This window comes from Desulforhopalus sp. IMCC35007, assembly GCF_005116575.1.
Classification (GTDB): Bacteria; Desulfobacterota; Desulfobulbia; order Desulfobulbales; family Desulfocapsaceae; genus Desulforhopalus_A.
In genome coordinates, this window is sequence record NZ_SWCN01000004.1 from 323,718 (window position 1) to 340,965 (window position 17,248).

The following is a 17,248-nucleotide window of genomic DNA, read 5'->3' on the forward strand; positions in this document are numbered from 1 at the left end:
CTGCCCCTTAGAACCAAGGACAAAAAAATATCATGGCCGGATCAACATACACAAACAGCAGGAACCACCTGGACCTTTCAGCTCCCTGTGATCATATTGAAATAACCAACAGCAGTCAGCAGGATAAGGTTCCTCGCGTCGTAAAACAGTTACTTGCCTCCTGGAATACCGAGGATTGTTTCGAACATATCAGCCCGGTTTCGCTCCCTTCCCATGAAAAAGTCATTGAAATTGTAGATCAGGCGAAACGTATTCTTTTTCCCGGATATTTCACCAGCACCAAGCTTCATGCCTCCAATATTGAATATTATATTGGTAAACAGACAACCGATCTGTACGATAAAGTTTCAGAGCAGATCACCATGGCGATCCGCCACGATTGCAGAAGAAATGAACTCCCATGTACCAAATGTGAGGAGCGTAGTCATAAACTGGCCCTCAATTTTATTGAGTCTCTCCCCAGAATTACGACCCTGCTGGCGACAGATATCCGTGCGGCACTGACAGGTGACCCGGCAACCAAAAGCCCGGATGAAGTTATCTTCTGTTACCCCGGTCTGCTGGCCACCCTGATCTTTCGTGTGGCCCATGAACTCTACCTTCTCAACGTTCCAATCATCCCTAGAATCATGACGGAATACGCCCATAGCCTTACCGGGATAGATATTCATCCCGGGGCCACCATAGGAGAGGGCTTTTTTATTGACCATGGAACTGGAGTGGTTATAGGAGAGACAACGATTATCGGTAACAATGTCCGTCTTTATCAAGGCGTCACACTGGGCGCTCTCTCCCTGCCACGCGATGCCGGCCAGAAACTGCGTGATAAAAAACGTCATCCTACCATTGAAGATAACGTTATCATCTACTCAAACACCACTATACTTGGAGGGGACACCATCATTGGGGAAGGCTCAATAATCGGCGGTAATATCTGGATCACAGAGAGCGTTGCGACGAACACGAAAGTCCTGCTCAAACGCCCCGAGCTCATCTACTCCAACTCATAATTTCTCCTCATCAACTACTATAAATAGGGATATCACCATGTCCAAAACAATACTCGAATCCATTGGCAACACGCCCCTTCTTCAACTGCACACCTATTCAGCAAAGACCGGGGCAACAATTCTTGCGAAACAGGAATCCCGGAACCCCCTTGGCAGCGTAAAATGCAGGATTGCAGTCAACATGATTGAAACCGCAGAGCGTGATGGTTTGATCAGCAAAGAGACAACCATCATCGAGCCGACCAGTGGCAATACCGGTATCGGCCTGGCCTTTGTCTGTGCCCATAAAAAGTTACGCCTCATACTCACCATGCCAGAAAGCATGTCCATTGAAAGAAGAGCTCTCCTCAAACATCTTGGGGCTGAACTCGTACTTACCCCTGCCGCAGAAGGAATGAAAGGCGCTATAGCAAAGGCCTCTGAACTTCTGCAGACCACCGAAAACAGCTACATGCCCGATCAGTTTGGCAACCCTGCCAACCCTGAAATCCATAGAAAAACAACGGCACTGGAGATTCTAAAAGATACGGAAGGCAAGGTAGATATTTTTGTGGCGGGCGTGGGAACGGGAGGAACCATTACCGGAGTATCTGAAATCTTAAAAAGAGAAAATCCGCAAGTTACAATCGTGGCAGTTGAGCCGGAGGATTCGCAGGTCCTTGCCGGTGGTAAACCCGGCCCGCATAAGATTCAGGGCATCGGTGCCGGGTTTATTCCATCCATTCTCAACACAGAAATCATTGATGAAATAATACCTGTCAGTAACGACAACGCATTTGCAACCGCAAAAGAAGTAGCGCGAGCAGAGGGTATTCTCTGTGGAATTTCCAGTGGTGCTGCACTGTATGCCGCCATCCAGGTTGGCGCGCGACCGGAAAACAAAGGAAAAAATATCGTTGTCATCCTCCCGGATACAGGTGAACGATATCTGAGCACTCCTCTTATTGAACAGTAGCTGTAGCTACCAAACTGTGCATTTTACCGCTGATTTATACTGGTAAAATGCACTCACCCATAGTATGTTTCCATGGCTTTAATAAATAATCCCTATTTGTACAAGAGGTAGTCGCCATCGAAACCAGACATCTGAAAATATTTGTCACCGTCTACAGGACCAGGAGCTTTACCAAAGCGGCTGAAGAGCTCTACACCAGCCAGCCTACGGTCAGTGAGCATATTCAAAATCTGGAAACAAGGCTTGGGTGCAAGCTTTTCGACCGGCTCGGCAGGACCATCCTGCCGACACCTGAAGCGGATCTACTCAATCCCCGTGCACTTGCAATTTTGGATGATCTCCAACAGTTACAGTATGATATCGTCGCCGCCAGAACATCCATATCAGGAGACCTGATTCTTGGAGCGAGTACCATTCCAGGCACCTATCTTATTCCCCACTTTGCCGCATCGTTTAAAAAGAAATATCCAGCTATTTCCTTTGAAGTCAGAATCAAGGACTCAAAAAAAATCATAGACGCTGTCGCCAGAAATGAACTGTATCTTGGCATTGTCGGTGCAATGCCTCAAACCTCCAAGGTAGCCCACGAACCTTTTGTGGAAGATGACCTCGTTTTGGCGGCCTCAAAAGACTACGGTGGAGCAGCTGAGATCACCATTGCAGGGATTAAAACCCTGCCCCTCATCGTAAGGGAACAGGGATCAGGGACGAGAAAAAGCACAGAACTGCTTCTTGCTAATGAGAAAGTAAACCTCAGGCAACTTTCAATCTGTGCGACCCTGGGGTCCAGTGCCGCAGTTAAAGAAGCCATAAAAGCAAATTTAGGTGTCTCGATTATCTCACGGCATGCCATCGCTGAAGACTTGAAAAATGGTGAACTGAAAGAGATTACAGTTGAGGGGCTGACCATGAAGCGACATTTCTATATTGTCACCCCCGCAAAACGAAGTCTGCCCCATCAGTACAACATATTTCTGCAAAACATACGTCAACAGCAGATGTAGAGTCCCCCATCCTTGGCCTTCCTGGGAGAGTTTTTATCCTGGGCCTGACTTGTACTTTCATCCCAAGATTATTATAGTAGGCCAAATAAAGATAAAGCCACACCTGGAGATTACCAGGGCCGGAAAGCCACGGATCCACAGAGATAGCCGAGCTGCCTTTACGCAAAAAGGTAGTCGGCTGTTTTCGTTTCAGTGCAACAGTAATAGGGCACAGATCACCAGCAGAACACTGAACAGCTCATTCCCATATCCAGCTTTTTTCGAGCTGAGCATAAGAAAAAACTGGATGGCAGGAAATAAAATATCGCATTACCAATACAATTGCCTTCACGGAGGATAATACAAAAAATGATTTCATAGCGTTAATATCTTCATAAGGAGTATGAGCCATGAAACAATCACGCCCATTAAAATTTTCAATCGGCCTTTTTGCCGGATTATGCGCCTCTCTCTTCCCACGCCTGGTAGCAGAACTCACAACACCGGGTAATGGAGAGGCACTTTCCTTGTTTAACCAAAACTACCTCATTCTTTCCATCGTCTTTTCAATATTTATAGGAGTCGTCATAACTATTTTCGAGTGGGACACCTCACGCTCTCCAAAAGACATCTTTACCTCGGCTCTTGCCATCCCGGCAATCCTCTCTGGAGCCTTGAATACCACAGCCACAGTAAATGATATCAAAAAGCTCCAGCAGGAAAACAGCAGCTACCAGAAAACCATTCAATCAATATCAGAAATCCCCATACTGCCTGCAGTGATACCAGAACCGATGGGAAATGACCTGTCGCAGAAAAAAAACGACATCACATTTTCATTCGTGTCACCGGCATACGCAGCACCAGACACCATACAGCGGGCAGGTTTTAATTTTGGTGTTATGAAGGCACAAACGAGCTATGTGGTGGTTCTGGATCAGGCGTCTTCCAGACAGGAGGCAGAACAAAAAGCCGGAGCCTTACGCCAAAAAATACCTGTAAAAATCCTAAAAATCAGCAGTAACAGCTACCTCATCACCACCATGAGTGGCCGGCAAAATAAGGCAGAAGCTCTCGGAGAAGCGACCAGGCTCAAAATGACAAAAGGGTTACAACCGTCGCTGCAGGAAATTCGCTAAAACAACCTGAGAGGGTACACCCCAGCGATCAGTATCTCCTTGAAGGGACCGCACTCTCTTGCTTGCTCCTTTAAAAAAACAGTAGGTCAAACTTGCAATACTTTCAAAATTCAGCATCCTTGCGAATGCGCAGATAGGAAGGAAATTTAGGAATTCCTGACTCATACAGACCATAATACTTAAAAGTGACTACACTTCCAACAGGAGGTGGTGACTGGCGTTCCACATCGCTGAATCCACCGCCAATCTTAAAGCGAACGCCATTGGCCAGCTCGACCAATAGCGCTCCGAGCCGGCCCTTATGCTTACCCTTACCAGGCAAAAGAGCGAGAACAACCGCTTCAGCATCCTTGTACTTTTTGACCTTGAGAATCTCCATGCTCCGTCCCGCAAGGTACAGAGCTTCAGGCTTACGGACAATCAAGCCTTCGCCGCCAAGTTTTTCTATCCGCTCTAGCTCGCGTTGGACCTCCATACTGTTATTTACCGGTATCTGATCAATAACAAAGGCGTAGGAAGAAGGATGCTTCTGAAACCAAAGATGAGCTCGACTGATTCGATTTTCAAAGCCACCGGGCTCCTCCGGCACATCAAAAATTGCAAACCTCAGGTCCAACCAACCATCATGGGCTTCCGACCTGCTGACGATTGAAACTGTTTTCTCAAATGTGCCACGCCCTCCCCACAGCTCCCCTTCTATGGGAAATGGAGGGAGATCCCTGGTAAACTCAGCCGGCGGAAAAAACTGCTTGCCATTTTTGGACAACATGCGCTGCCCATCCCAATAGCCACGAACTCCGTCATATTTTTCGCTCATCAACCAGCCCGAAACATCGACACTCTCGTCGTAGGTTTGGGGCAGCATAAGTTCTGCTGAATCTACCTGTACTGAACTAATAATAATGCAACAGATTAACCAGAAAAACGTCTTTCCTATGGTTTTTGTCCAGGATTCCATTGCAATCAATCTATTTTTTTCTTGATATCGACAATGGGAGTGCCATCCAACACATCCAAACCGACTACCTTGAGAAAATTTCCCTCTACGGAACAAACCTCAAGTTCAGAAATAGCTATAGGATTAGGTCTTGCCGGACTTCTGGTAGAGAACACGCCACGCAACCCCTTGGATTGGTCCCCCCGGGGGTAAACCGTGAGGACATCTCTCGCCGACTTATGAAACCAGAAAAGAACAACAATTGTTTGACCTGCAACGATATCCCTTATCCCTTCAGTATATTGTGAATATATTTCCAGAACCCCTGTGTGTCTTGATTCACTATAGTTTTTAGGTGCGTCCTTACGATGCTTGATATCATCATGAACCACGCCAATTATATCTAACTGCGGTCGCTCCATGCCTTTGCCTGTAGTTAAAAATGTATTTATCTGTTGCTGGCACTTCTGTTGAGGTGACAACAGCCAGCCGGACTCCACACAACACCACTCACTCTGCCCATGAATTTTAAGAGGTGTAATCCCCATAAACAAATAGGCGAAGTACTTGTTAATGTTGTAAGACGTTTTTGCTATCGTTTTATGTAACCGACAACTATAGGCCATTGACTGAACAGGCGCTACCTCTGTAACGTCCGGTGTCTTGGTCTGTTTAAGCGTATACCTGACATCTTGAGTTAGCATGGATACAATCTTTTCGGTCAAGGGAACATCATGAAGGAAGGCACAGCTCTTTAGCCCAATCGAAACACCGAATGCAACAAACAGCTGCAACGCTTTTTTTCAGCCAGTTTCATCTCTTGATAAAACTGAACTTCTGCCCCCCGACGGTGGCTTCATACATCAACCCGCCTTTGGTGATCGTATAGGTTGCCATGCCTCTGTTGTATCCCGTTCCTTCTATTGCAGCGTTGTTCTTGCCGCCACTTGCCGTGGCAGAACTTCCACCGGTGTTCGCTTTGGCCCCGACAGACGTAGTGAGGGCTACCGCCTGAACATCTGCCCCGAATTCAAAATTACCTCGAACAAACTCTCCAAAGGCTCTTTTATCCTCAAAAAACACAACCTGACTGAAACCCGCTCCCCCAAGCTGAAAGCCTATTGTAGCCTGGGTCATCGCACTGTCTCCGTAATACTGACCACCCATATATACTCGCCCTTTGCCATAGGCCCCACCAACAACGAAACCGGCCTTACCAATGGTTGGAAAAAGGGCGTAGCCAAAGGCTGTCTCAAACATGTCTTTGATGCCCGCTTCTTCAAACATCTTTTTTGTGTCGTCAAAACTGTCGGCCCAGACGCTGGAGCTGGAAACCACCAGGCATAATACCAGTACAAGACGCAAGAGCAATTTCATCGCAATCTCCTTTTTGGAACAAACGAATAACGGTACAGAATACGGTTCTTCCCCCTTCAAGAGAGATACCTCAAGCGACGGAAAATACGACGGCATTTATCTGTACCCCTGACTATTTACTGCATTCAGGTATAGATATATTCATTTTTTATTGAAGTGCCATTCTCCTGCACCAAAGGAAAACTGAGGGTGAAGGTTGTACCTACCTCCGGAGTGGATTGTACATCGATATAGCCCTGATGGGTTGCGACGACCTCTTTGACCAGGGACAGTCCGAGTCCTGAACCGATAATATTCCGGGTAGCCTTGCCCCGAACCCGGTAAAACCGGTCAAAAATATTAGGAAGGTCCTCCTGACTGATACCAATACCGGTATCTGAGAAAAGCAGGTTGACAAAACCTGCGCTTACTTTGGATTGGACAGTTATACGGCCATGTTCTGGTGTATATTTGATACTGTTTGAGATAATGTTTATGATGGCCCTGCGCATATGATCGTAATCGACCTTGAACCACCATTCTTCGTCACATGGTTCATAACTGATGGTTATGTGTTTCGCTTCTGCCTGCGGTCTTGAAATTTCAAGCACATCATTAATAATATCATCACCTTTGACAGCTTCTAAGTTAAAGACCACAGTACCACTTTCAAGTTTAGATAGATTTAAAAGATTTTCGATGAGTCGCAGGAGATCTTTTGTTCTCGCGGTCATTCTGCTATGAAGTGTATGACAGGCGGCACTCTGCTCATGCTCACAACCCACCTGCACGGCGTAGATCATCTGTTCCACCGAGGCAAGTGGAGATTTCAGTTCATGGGCTACCATCGCCACAAAATCTGATTTCATCTGATCGATTTCTTTTTGTGAGGTGATGTCCTCAAAAATGGTAACAGAGCCTACCACATTTCCCTGTTCGGTAATCACCGGCGAGCAGTACGCCCTTAAGAATTTTCGTGAGATACTCCCCGGTTTGAATTCACGGATCACAGCCGAAGAGTTTTTCACCACCTCCTCGACCATGGCCACGGCCGTAAGATCACGGATCGAAGCGTAAAGTGGTTTTCCAATAAATGGATCAGTCTGTATTTCCAGATTTTTAATAGCGGCCGGATTATGGAGCACTACAACTCCTTCAGCATCAGTGATCAGCACCGCCTCCGCCATGCAGGCAAAAACAGTCTTTAAGCGACTCTCAGATTTGTCGATGGCCTCCAGGCCCCTTTTTTTTTCTACACGGAGCCTTGCGGTTTCCTCCTGCATCCTCAGCCTTTCCGCCGCCCGTTTCACCACCAGCCGTATATAATCAGGTGTAAATGGTTTACCGACAAAATCAAAGGCGCCCTGCTTCATGGCAGACACTGCCTTTGTGACCGTTGCAAAGCCAGTAATGACAATCACCTGAACATGGGGCTGATTCTCACGGATCCAGTCAAGTACCGCAAACCCGTCCAGGCCAGGCATCATGAGATCAGTGAGAACAATATCAAAGCTCTGGTTCTGCAGCATCTCAAGGCCCATCGCCCCATTATCCGCCTTTGCAATACTATAACCCTCTGTGGTAAGGGCACGTTCTACACCCTCTCTGATGACCTGTTCATCATCGATAACCAGAATGCGCACTTCATCCATAAACATCTCCTTTATTACCTGGAGACAAAAATAACTTAGATTCAACACCCTTCTGTCTGCAGGAAAATTGCATACAAAAGGGTGCGTTTTCTATTTCAGCCAGCTTTTAATGAGCTCCAGTAACTCCTTTGGCTCAACGGGTTTGGGCATGTAATCTTCCGCCTCACTCTCCAGCATGTCCCGGTGGGTGTAGGTACTGGTCGTTACCCTGTCGGCCACAGCTGTAAGGAGAATGATAGGAATATCTGCGGTCTTTTTGTCTCCTTTTAAGGCGGCGCAAGCCCGGTGTCCATCCATGACCGGCATCATAACATCAAGGATGATAAGATCCGGTCTGTCAGCGGCCACCGCCTCCAGTCCCTCCTTTCCGTCGGAAGCAACCCGCACCTCATACCCGCCACTTTCCACGATCACCTTGACGGCTTCAACAAAGTCAGGATCATCGTCAACTAACAGAATTTTCTTTTTTTCAGACATAAGGTTCCTCCCCTAAGATTGGTAGCATATCTCTTCTCAAACCAGAACGGGACGGGGTAAAAGCCCGGCACCGCCAATGATCTCTTCTAATTTTTCTTCCCACTCTATCGCCATAACATGCACGCCGGCAACCCCTTCCACCTCTTTGAGCTCTTCTATCTGTTCGATACACATCTCGATGCCCTTGGCCGCCTGCTTATCTTTCGGCTCTGCAGCAATACGCTCTATCACAGCCTCAGGTATATCCATGCCGGCCACCATACGGCGCATGAACTTTGCCATCCCTGCTGATTTCAGAGGTGTAACACCTGCCAGAATTTTCACCTTTTCATGCAGGCCTTCTTTTCTTGCATCTTCCATATACTTCTTAAATTTGTCCATGTTGTAGATACACTGGGTCTGGACAAAATCCGCACCCGCATCAATCTTTAATTTCAGGCGGGGAACACGAATCTCGAAGGGATCGGCAAAGGGATTTACAGCGCAACCAATAAAGAACTGCGGTGCACCTTCGAGTTTGTCTCCTGAGGGGAAAACACCCTCATCACGCATGGTTCTAACCAGATGAATCAGCTGCATAGAGTCGATATCAAAAACATTTTTTGCCTGCGGATCATCACCAAATTTCTGGTGATCTCCGGAGAGGCAGAGGAGATTGCGCACCCCGAGAGCAGATGCCCCAAGCAGGTCCGACTGCAACGCTATACGGTTTCGGTCGCGTACCACCATCTGAATAAGGGGCTCTATCCCCTGCTCTTTAATCAGCATACAACCGGCAAGAGAGCTCATCCTCACCATCGCGGTCTGGTTATCCGTAACGTTACAGGCATCCACATGGCCCCTGACAAAGGCTGCTTTTTTCCGGACAATCTCAGGATCAGCTCCACGGGGTGGCCCACATTCCGCTGTAACTGAAAAATGCCCTGCCGCCAGTACTTTTTCCAGATTGCTTCCAGATTTCATGAGATCATGTCCTCCCGGATAATTCGGCGTGGTCCGCCATCTCTTGCAGAGCTCCAGCCCTTATAGGGTTTGAGCTTTCCGTAATTTTCCATCTGCCCCAGGGCCTTCAGCCGGTCTATGATAAGCTGCCAGCCGCATTTAATCTCTTTATCCACCTCACATATTCCCCGGACAGAACCTCCGCAGGGACCATGAAAGAGGGATTTGGCACAACGGGTGACAGGACAGATTCCTCCGGTGAGATGCAGAACACAGTCTCCACACCCCTGACAGCGCTCGGCCCATTCTCCTTGTCTTTCTGTTACCCCAAGAAACCCCGTATTGATCCCTGGAAGAAGAGGTGTTGTGGTAAATTTTTCTGCTAAAAATTGGATACCTGCGCCACAGGCAATGGAAAGTACCGCCTGATAGTCGCCTACATACGGACGCATTGATTCAACATATTCAGGGTCACATTGGCGCTCAAGACTCACCTCTTTAATGTTGATCTTATTCCCCGCAGCCTCCCGGGCAAGACGGATGGTTGAGGCAAGCACCTGCACCTCCTTTTCCCCGCCGACCCTGCAAACGGTGACACAACCATGGCAGCCGGCCACAATAATATTATCGTATGGCTCAAGCATCTCCAGAACCTCTTCGATGGGCTTTGGTGTTCCTGTAATCATGTTGCCTCCCCTTGTACGGCTGTCTGTACTGCTGACTGTGCATTTGTAGAACGAACCAGGTTTATCGGACTGGGGCCGAGGTTTCTCACCTGGTCTACAAACGCATTGGCGTAGGATGCAAAGCGCTCTCCTTCTCCGGCACTGAGGTTATACATACGTATGCGATCCGGACCGATCTTGATCTGCTCTAAAATTTTATATACCCGCTCAACCCGGGCCCTTGCACGAATATTGCCCGAGATATAATGGCAATCTCCTTCCAGGCAGCCGATCACCATCACCCCGTCCGCCCCGTTCTCAAAAGCTGCCAGCAACAGGGCCTCATCAATTCTTCCGGTACAGGGCAGCATGACAATACTGATTGCCGGTGGATACGCTCTTCTTTCCGAACCTGCCAGGTCCGCTGCAGAATAGGCTCAGTGGCGACAGGCGAAAACGATGACATTTGGTGAAAATTCCTTCATAAGTGAAACTCCTTTACCAACCCCAAAAGCCTTTAGGGGATTACTCAAGATTGCATCACACTGTACGCCTCAATCTTCGCCCTTATATTTCTATCACCAAAACGACCAAGATGTATTGCCTTTGCTGGGCATTCCGCAACGCAGATACCACACCCCTGACAGAGTGCAGGATTAATCTCGGCCGAGTGCTGATCGTTAATAAACGGTACCCCATAGGGGCAGGCCCGAACACAGGTAAGGCATACGGCACAGTGCGTCGGGTCCACCGTCGACACGACGCCAGACATCTGCAGTTTTTCTTGGGACAACAGGGTTACAGCCCGGGCCACCGCCGCCTGGGCCTGAACGATGGCCTCGCTGCTGCTTTTCGGGCCATGTGCGGTACCTGCCATAAAGAGCCCCTCGCTGGGCAGATCCACAGGACGAAGTTTTGCATGGGCCTCGATAAAAAATCCCGCATCATTTCGAGGCACCCTCAGCATGGAAGCCAGGTCCTCTGTGTCTCTTGGCCGCATTCCTGTTGAGAGTACAAGTAGGTCAGGCTGGAGCTCCACTGGAAAACCGACAGAAGGATCGGTAATCGTAATTTCAATTCCCTCCTCCGTTGCCCTGATCTTTGGAGGATTTTCCCCAGGATCAAACCGAATAAAGTTGACTCCAGCCTGGCGTGCAAGGCGGTAATCAATTTCTCCGAGACCATAACAGCGCATATCCCGGTACAACACATCAACCCGGGCATGGGGGAACATCTCTTTCAGGTGGAGACTGTTTTTCACCGCGTGGTTACAGCAAACCCTGGAACAATAGGGGAGATACTCTTTGTCTCTTGAACCTGCACACTGCAGCATGGTAACCTGAAGATTTTCCCACCCTGCACCACCGCCACCTTCAAGGGCTTGTTCAAAATCCGTTTGGGTTATGACCGTCTCCAGGCTGCCAAGACCATAAATCTCAGGTCGGTTTTCCTCAGCGCCGGTGGCGATCAGAATAGCCCCATGCTTTAAGGTTCTGGTGGCTCCGGATGGCATCACTATATCGGTTTCAAATGCACCCACAAAGCCTGCCTGCTCCACTACCTCACTGCTGGTAAAAATCCTGATACGCTCATCAACGAGAACCTCTTCAACCAGTTCATCAATAAATGTGGTGAATTTTCTGCCATCCGGTCCTCTCTGCAGATTACGGAGATGCCCCCCCAGTATCGGCTCTCTTTCCACAAGATAGACCCCAAAACCCTGTTTTGCCGCCTCCAGGGCCGCGGTCATTCCAGCAACACCACCGCCCACGATGAGCAGGCGGGAATCCACTGAAAACTCAAGTTCTTCAAGCGGTTTTCCCGCTGTTGCATTGGCCACCGCCATTCGGGTCAGGCGCTTGGATTTTTCCGTTGCAGCAACCGGGTCGTCGGGATGCACCCAGCTGCATTGATCACGGATATTTGCCATATCAAAGTAATATTTGTTGAGCCCCGCCTGTCTCAGCGTTGACTGAAAGAGTGGTTCGTGGGTAGTTGGAGAACAGGCTGAGGTAACGACGCGGTTGAGTCTGTGTTCTTTAATGATTGAGCGCATCCGTTCCTGGCTATCCTGGGAACAGGTATAGAGAGGATGTTCTGCGTAGACCACTCCGGGAAGCGTCTTCGCGTATTCCATCACCGCCTCGACATCGACCACCGAGGCAATATTGGTACCGCAGTGACAGATGAAAACTCCTATTCTGAGTTCATCATCATCAGAAAATACCTGCTCCTGTGGGAGCTCTTCGACCCTAATCAAATTGCCCCGTGCCCCGGCAAGAGCGGCCGAGGCCGCTTCTGCTGCACCCGACGCCTCACATACCGTTTCCGGAATATCTTTTGGCCCATTGACAGCACCGCTGACAAACACTCCAGGTCTTGAGGTCGCAAGAGGCGTATAGCCATCGGTTACCGCAAAACCATATTTATCCAGTTCAATATCAAGGGTGCCTGCCAGATCTTTCACGGCCTGCGGCACCTGAACTCCTACAGAGAGGACCACCATATCAAATTGTTCGATCCTTTTGAGTCCCGCCGCATCGACATAACGGAGTTCCAGATCCCCCGTGACCGGATCCTCAAAGATTCGGCTAACCATGGCCCGTACAAATCGAACCTTGTGTTCCTTTGCTCTCTCCACATAGTCATCAAAATTTTTGCCAAAGGATCGCATATCGATATAAAAAATCGTGGGCTCTATGGAGGAGTCATGTTCTCGTGCGATAAACGCCTCTTTGGTCGCGTACATGCAGCAGACTGAAGAACAGTAATCGCGATCGCAGGAGTGATCTCTTGAGCCGACACACTGAATCCAGGCAATCTTTTTTGGATGTTTATTATCTCCAGGTCGTGCAACCGTACCCGATGTTGGCCCTGATGCGGAAAGCAGCCGTTCAAACTCAATGCTGGTGACCACATTTTTATAGTAGCCATAGCCAAACTCTCCCCTGATTCTTGCATCAAACACTTCAATTCCCGGGGAAAAGATGACGGAGCCAACCTCGATTTCGATTTCTTCCTCTCTAGATTCATAGTGGATAGCCCCCACTCCACAGATCGTGGCACAGGTCCCGCAGGCACCGGTGTTAAGATGAACACAACTCTTCTCATCAATCACAGGAACCCGGGGGACCGCCTGGGGATAGAGAATATTAATTGGCTTTCGCCCGTTTAAGCCTTCGTTGAAATCATTTTCCAGAAGATGAACACTTTTATTCGTTAGCTTGTCGATGGCCAGAAAACCTACAGGACACATGGAAACACATGCTCCGCAGACCTGACAGATGTCTACCCCTGCCTCAATACCTGTTTCAACCATCTTCAGAGCGCCGATATTCATAACTTTGTCACAGGTGATAACACAAAGACCACAGCGCAGACAATCGCTCTGTCCCTTTGACGCAAACCCTTTTTTGAGCAGTTCAGATCTTGCATACAGCGCAGCGCCAATACTTTTATCAAGATCGGCTGCATACGAGACTGTTATTGCCTTAAATTTTTCAGGGCAGGCAACATAACAGGCGCCACAGCCGGTACATTTGTCCTGGTCAATAGTGGCGACGCTTTTTTTCTCCCACTTGACGGCACCCTGTAGACATGCGTTAAAACATCCTCCACACATGGAGCAGGCGCTCTCGTCTACAGTAAAGGTCCATTTATAGAGGCTGGTCGGCTGGGGTGAGCCACCTCCGGTTATGGTTTCTTTCACCTTAGCACGGAGTTTTTTCTTTTTTTCGCCCTCTTCAGGTTGTGGCGGAAAAGTGGATATATGGGTAACCGGGCAGACCAACTCACACAACCCGCATCCGGTACAGGTACCGACATCCACATAGCGCGCATGACGAACCACCTTTGCCGTAAAATTTCCAGGCTCCCCGGAAAGCCCCTTCACTTCACTGTGGGTGAGCAGCTCAATATCCCGGTGCCGCCCAACTTCAACCAGCTTGGGGGAAACGATACACATGGAGCAATCATTGGTTGGAAAGGTTTTATCGAGCTGGGCCATCTTCCCACCAATGGAAGAAGAGCGCTCCACCAGATAGACCTTGATACCGGAGTTTGCGAGATCAAGCGCTGACTGCATCCCGCTGATCCCGCCACCAATAACCATTACCGCTCCAGTGAGAGAGGGACCTGGCTGAGGCAGACTTTTGAGGTTTCCTGTCATAACGACTCCTCCTTTACCGTTGCATTTTCTGCAAGAGTGCCTCTTAGTATCTCTGGAGAGATAAGATGTGTTTTTTGCTGACTTTCGGGATAATGGCCGCTTATCGCTGCGACAATGAGTTCCGTTGCAAAGAAAACAGGCAAACACACTTCCCCTTCTATTTTACATACCTGGCGACTTTCCACATTGGCCTGACACATGGGGCAGTCCGTGACGAGGGCTTGGGCCCCCGCTCTTCTTGCAGCAACTGCAATATCTCCCACAAGTTTTTCCGTTATATCAGGTCTTGCCATGGTAAGACTTCCGGAACAGCACTCGGTACGATGAGACCAGTCGACCGGGCGTGCCCCCAGAGCGGTCACAATCCTCTCCAGGGTATCTGGCATCTCCCAGTTGGGGGCGCCCGTGATATGTGGATTTCTCAAAGACAGACAACCGTAATAACAGGCCAGGGGCAGATCATCGAGGCTCCGGGTAATGGCACTGTGGATGGTTTGGAGAATATCTTCTCCTGCCAGAAAACGGGTGATATGGATGATCTCATAGTCAGGAGCGTACTCCTGCACGTCCCAGCGCAAGGGGTCTGCCCGCAAGGCGCGGTCGGCTGCCTTCAAACGTTGAAAACATGCAGCACAGGGAACCAGAATGTTGTGTCCAAGCTCTCGTGCTAGAAGTAAATTCCGTATTGGCAGACGCATTCCTACCTCGTGGTCTGTCATATGGGCAGATGATGCGCCACAGCAATTCCAGTCCGGAATATCGATAAGTTCAATGTCTAAAGTCAGGCAGACTTCCCTGACCGAATGGTCGTAGTCGAGCGCTGTTCCCTCAAGGGAACAGCCAGGGTAGTAAGATAGTTTCATCTGTCATACTCCTTTCCCTTTCCGGAAAAAATATCTTTGATCTCGGTTTTTCCTTTGATGGCATGGGGGCTCAATTTCAATTTTCCCTTTAACAACATCTGCATGCCCAGTCCCATATCACCGAGGTAGTCTTTTGATCTCAGCTTATAGCCAGCAATCAAGCCAACCTCCCAGGCCCTGCCCCAGCGCCGTATAGAACCAAGAAAAGATTTATGAAAAGCCGGAACTCTCTGCTGATCAGCAGGCACACCTTTTCTAACCGCCAGTTCTCGGAGTACGTCCATCAGGCCAGGGATATCAATATTGTTCGGGCATCTTGTTGCACAGGTTTCACAGGCCGCACACAACCAGATAATGTCGCTTTGCAGTAATTTTTCCTCCTGGCCGTATGCAGCCAGACGTACCGCCTGCATTACGCTCATATCGAAATAATCACCTATGGGACAACCGGCAGAGCAGCGGCCACACTGATAACAGGCATGGACATCAACATTTCTCATTTCAAGCTTATGGAGAAATTTTCGATTTCTTGTTTTTGGGGAAATAACGGTTTTATCCATGGCTTTCTCCCATCAATGTTTCCATAACAACGGGAAACCTGAGACTGAAAGTGGTCCCTTTCTCAGGGGTGGAGGTCACTCGGATTGTGCCCTTATGTTCCTTGACAATGGCATAGGAAACGGACAGTCCAAGCCCTGATCCTTCCCCTGTGGCCTTAGTGGAAAAGAAAGGATCGAATATTTTTTCAAGAAGTTCTGGAGGGATTCCGTGCCCTGAATCCTGAATGGTAACCTCAGCAAGATCTTTATTTGCCCGGACTTTACTGGTAATAACCAGCCTGCCGTTGCCATCCATTGCTTGCGCTGCATTGACTATGATGTTCATAACCACCTGATTAAGCCTGATCGAGTTGCCATAAATAGTCGGCAAATCCTCGTCGAGGTCAATGACGAAATCAATATTATGAAAGAGAGGCTGGTGCTGCAGGATACTGAGAGTTTTTCGTATCACCTCGTTGAGATTAGTAGGCTCCATTTCGTAGCTCGTCTGGTGGGAAAACTCCAGGAGATCAGCGACGATAACCTTGCAACGTTCTGCTTCATGGATAATGGTATCCAGATCACAGGCTACTTTATGTTCATTGCCCAACTCTTCCTTGATCAGGTTGGCGTACAGCATGATTCCTGACATCGGATTATTAATTTCATGGGCAACACCTGCGGCCAGCCGACCAAGACCGGCCATCTTTTCCGACTGCATCAAAAGTCGCTGGGCCTGCTGCAGGTCTTCTTCCACCTGCTGGATAGCACGAAGATCAGTGAAGAGACCAAAGGTACCTATTTCCTCGCCCTGATCGTAGATAATCCCCCCGGAAAAACTCACAGGTATATCATGGCCGTCCTTGTGTTTGACGATCATCTCGTGGCGCAGAAGTTTTCCCTTGCCGCCAAAATGCTTACTGCGCATCCTTTTTTTCAGCTCGTAGGCCACGCCTTCATTGTAAAGTGCTTTGACGTGAAGGGTCTCTAGATCTTTTTCATCGTAACCGAGAAGAGAGAGAGCCTCTTTGTTAAAGAGCATGATACGGCCCTGCCTATCAGAGGCAATAATACCATCAACCGAGCTGTCTATCTGGTTCTGAAAGAAACTATTGCGGCGGCGCAGCTCGCCCTCTAAGGTTTTTTGCTGCGTAATGTCTATGAGATAGAGAAGATAATAATCTGGACAGGATTCGGGAAAAACTGCAACTGCATCAAGTATGCAAAGGGTGCCATTATGGGAAAACTCAAGTTCATGGCGTATCTTTAACCCCTTCTTTTTCCCCTGTAGTTTAGCCTGGTCCTGAATGAGTAGAAAAAAATCCCCATGATCCTTGCCAAGGATTTGTTCAAGTGGTGCGTCCGTCAAATCTCCACAGGACGCCTCTAAAAATCCTCTGGCCGCAGGATTGATGTGGATCAGCCGGTGGTCAGGGGCCACCACGAGAACACCATTCGGAGTCTGTTCGAGAATGGTATACAGATATTGATAGGGCCCCAATTCTTCCATCAACGATTTTGGGTCCCTATTTGCTGTCGAAACAACAAATGAACTCTTCACG

At 48.7% G+C, this 17,248-nt stretch carries 16 protein-coding genes and 1 riboswitch; of the genes, 4 read left to right on the top strand and 12 right to left on the bottom strand.

The window, feature by feature from the left end; genetic code table 11:
* Nucleotides 1–32: 32 nt before the first annotated feature.
* The 4 genes from FCL48_RS06415 to FCL48_RS06435 all read left to right on the top strand — a co-directional run bounded on the left by FCL48_RS06415 (nucleotide 33) and on the right by FCL48_RS06435 (nucleotide 4,087).
* Nucleotides 33–1,010: a serine O-acetyltransferase gene (locus FCL48_RS06415; RefSeq protein WP_136871422.1), complete on the top strand. Its 978-nt coding sequence runs from the start codon at nucleotides 33–35 to the stop codon at nucleotides 1,008–1,010.
* 37 nt (nucleotides 1,011–1,047) lie between these two features.
* Nucleotides 1,048–1,965, top strand: a complete 918-nt coding sequence (cysK, locus tag FCL48_RS06420) for a cysteine synthase A (RefSeq protein ID WP_136871423.1) — start codon at nucleotides 1,048–1,050, stop codon at nucleotides 1,963–1,965.
* A 131-nt stretch (nucleotides 1,966–2,096) separates the two neighbouring features.
* Nucleotides 2,097–2,969, top strand: a complete 873-nt coding sequence (locus FCL48_RS06430) for a selenium metabolism-associated LysR family transcriptional regulator (protein WP_256374277.1) — start codon at nucleotides 2,097–2,099, stop codon at nucleotides 2,967–2,969.
* An 86-nt stretch (nucleotides 2,970–3,055) separates the two neighbouring features.
* Nucleotides 3,056–3,129: riboswitch (cyclic di-GMP riboswitch) on the top strand.
* A 229-nt stretch (nucleotides 3,130–3,358) separates the two neighbouring features.
* Nucleotides 3,359–4,087 (top strand): hypothetical protein, encoded by a 729-nt coding sequence (locus FCL48_RS06435; protein ID WP_136871425.1) that lies wholly within the window; start codon nucleotides 3,359–3,361, stop codon nucleotides 4,085–4,087.
* A gap of 103 nt (nucleotides 4,088–4,190) precedes the next feature.
* Here FCL48_RS06435 and FCL48_RS06440 read toward each other — a convergent pair whose 3' ends face one another.
* From FCL48_RS06440 to FCL48_RS06495, 12 genes are all read right to left on the bottom strand, one after another.
* Nucleotides 4,191–5,045, bottom strand: a complete 855-nt coding sequence (locus tag FCL48_RS06440; RefSeq protein ID WP_136871426.1) for a DNA ligase — start codon at nucleotides 5,043–5,045, stop codon at nucleotides 4,191–4,193.
* A 5-nt stretch (nucleotides 5,046–5,050) separates the two neighbouring features.
* Entirely contained in the window at nucleotides 5,051–5,728 is a 678-nt protein-coding gene (gene tsaA, locus FCL48_RS25385; RefSeq protein ID WP_240744769.1) for a tRNA (N6-threonylcarbamoyladenosine(37)-N6)-methyltransferase TrmO, read from the bottom strand.
* A 109-nt stretch (nucleotides 5,729–5,837) separates the two neighbouring features.
* The gene (locus tag FCL48_RS06450) at nucleotides 5,838–6,401 is read right to left on the bottom strand and encodes a hypothetical protein (RefSeq protein WP_136871427.1); all 564 of its coding nucleotides are present in this window, start codon (nucleotides 6,399–6,401) and stop codon (nucleotides 5,838–5,840) included.
* Between the two features lie 125 nt (nucleotides 6,402–6,526).
* Nucleotides 6,527–8,032 carry a response regulator gene (locus tag FCL48_RS06455; protein ID WP_169309109.1) on the bottom strand — a complete coding sequence of 502 codons (1,506 nt, stop codon included), beginning with the start codon at nucleotides 8,030–8,032 and terminating at the stop codon, nucleotides 6,527–6,529.
* A 90-nt stretch (nucleotides 8,033–8,122) separates the two neighbouring features.
* The gene (locus FCL48_RS06460) at nucleotides 8,123–8,509 is read right to left on the bottom strand and encodes a PleD family two-component system response regulator (RefSeq protein WP_136871429.1); all 387 of its coding nucleotides are present in this window, start codon (nucleotides 8,507–8,509) and stop codon (nucleotides 8,123–8,125) included.
* A 36-nt stretch (nucleotides 8,510–8,545) separates the two neighbouring features.
* Entirely contained in the window at nucleotides 8,546–9,472 is a 927-nt protein-coding gene (locus FCL48_RS06465) for a methylenetetrahydrofolate reductase (protein ID WP_136871430.1), read from the bottom strand.
* A complete protein-coding gene (locus tag FCL48_RS06470; RefSeq protein WP_136871431.1) occupies nucleotides 9,469–10,137 on the bottom strand; it encodes a methylenetetrahydrofolate reductase C-terminal domain-containing protein in 669 nt (222 codons plus the stop codon). Before FCL48_RS06470 ends, FCL48_RS06465 begins: the two co-directional genes overlap by 4 nt.
* On the bottom strand, nucleotides 10,134–10,601 hold the full coding sequence (locus tag FCL48_RS06475) for a hydrogenase iron-sulfur subunit (RefSeq protein ID WP_136871432.1): 468 nt from the start codon (nucleotides 10,599–10,601) through the stop codon (nucleotides 10,134–10,136). Before FCL48_RS06475 ends, FCL48_RS06470 begins: the two co-directional genes overlap by 4 nt.
* Nucleotides 10,602–10,645: 44 nt before the next feature.
* On the bottom strand, nucleotides 10,646–14,284 hold the full coding sequence (locus FCL48_RS06480) for an FAD-dependent oxidoreductase (protein WP_136871433.1): 3,639 nt from the start codon (nucleotides 14,282–14,284) through the stop codon (nucleotides 10,646–10,648).
* Complete coding sequence (locus FCL48_RS06485; protein ID WP_136871434.1) at nucleotides 14,281–15,147, bottom strand: CoB--CoM heterodisulfide reductase iron-sulfur subunit B family protein; 867 nt, start codon at nucleotides 15,145–15,147, stop codon at nucleotides 14,281–14,283. The genes FCL48_RS06480 and FCL48_RS06485 overlap by 4 nt, the downstream gene beginning before the upstream one ends.
* Nucleotides 15,144–15,707 (bottom strand): 4Fe-4S dicluster domain-containing protein, encoded by a 564-nt coding sequence (locus tag FCL48_RS06490; RefSeq protein WP_136871435.1) that lies wholly within the window; start codon nucleotides 15,705–15,707, stop codon nucleotides 15,144–15,146. Before FCL48_RS06490 ends, FCL48_RS06485 begins: the two co-directional genes overlap by 4 nt.
* Nucleotides 15,700–17,247: an ATP-binding protein gene (locus FCL48_RS06495; protein ID WP_136871436.1), complete on the bottom strand. Its 1,548-nt coding sequence runs from the start codon at nucleotides 17,245–17,247 to the stop codon at nucleotides 15,700–15,702. The genes FCL48_RS06490 and FCL48_RS06495 overlap by 8 nt, the downstream gene beginning before the upstream one ends.
* Between the last annotated feature and the right edge of the window lies 1 nt (nucleotide 17,248).

What these genes read in the sequence shown, in the direction of transcription:
- FCL48_RS06415 (WP_136871422.1), top strand. Translation starts at nt 33, where the DNA reads ATGGCCGGATCAACATACACAAACAGCAGGAACCACCTGGACCTTTCA.
- cysK (WP_136871423.1), top strand. Translation starts at nt 1,048, where the DNA reads ATGTCCAAAACAATACTCGAATCCATTGGCAACACGCCCCTTCTTCAA.
- FCL48_RS06435 (WP_136871425.1), top strand. Translation starts at nt 3,359, where the DNA reads ATGAAACAATCACGCCCATTAAAATTTTCAATCGGCCTTTTTGCCGGA.
- FCL48_RS06440 (WP_136871426.1), bottom strand. Translation starts at nt 5,045, where the DNA reads ATGGAATCCTGGACAAAAACCATAGGAAAGACGTTTTTCTGGTTAATC.
- tsaA (WP_240744769.1), bottom strand. Translation starts at nt 5,728, where the DNA reads ATGCTAACTCAAGATGTCAGGTATACGCTTAAACAGACCAAGACACCG.
- FCL48_RS06450 (WP_136871427.1), bottom strand. Translation starts at nt 6,401, where the DNA reads ATGAAATTGCTCTTGCGTCTTGTACTGGTATTATGCCTGGTGGTTTCC.
- FCL48_RS06455 (WP_169309109.1), bottom strand. Translation starts at nt 8,032, where the DNA reads ATGGATGAAGTGCGCATTCTGGTTATCGATGATGAACAGGTCATCAGA.
- FCL48_RS06460 (WP_136871429.1), bottom strand. Translation starts at nt 8,509, where the DNA reads ATGTCTGAAAAAAAGAAAATTCTGTTAGTTGACGATGATCCTGACTTT.
- FCL48_RS06465 (WP_136871430.1), bottom strand. Translation starts at nt 9,472, where the DNA reads ATGAAATCTGGAAGCAATCTGGAAAAAGTACTGGCGGCAGGGCATTTT.
- FCL48_RS06470 (WP_136871431.1), bottom strand. Translation starts at nt 10,137, where the DNA reads ATGATTACAGGAACACCAAAGCCCATCGAAGAGGTTCTGGAGATGCTT.
- FCL48_RS06480 (WP_136871433.1), bottom strand. Translation starts at nt 14,284, where the DNA reads ATGACAGGAAACCTCAAAAGTCTGCCTCAGCCAGGTCCCTCTCTCACT.
- FCL48_RS06485 (WP_136871434.1), bottom strand. Translation starts at nt 15,147, where the DNA reads ATGAAACTATCTTACTACCCTGGCTGTTCCCTTGAGGGAACAGCGCTC.
- FCL48_RS06490 (WP_136871435.1), bottom strand. Translation starts at nt 15,707, where the DNA reads ATGGATAAAACCGTTATTTCCCCAAAAACAAGAAATCGAAAATTTCTC.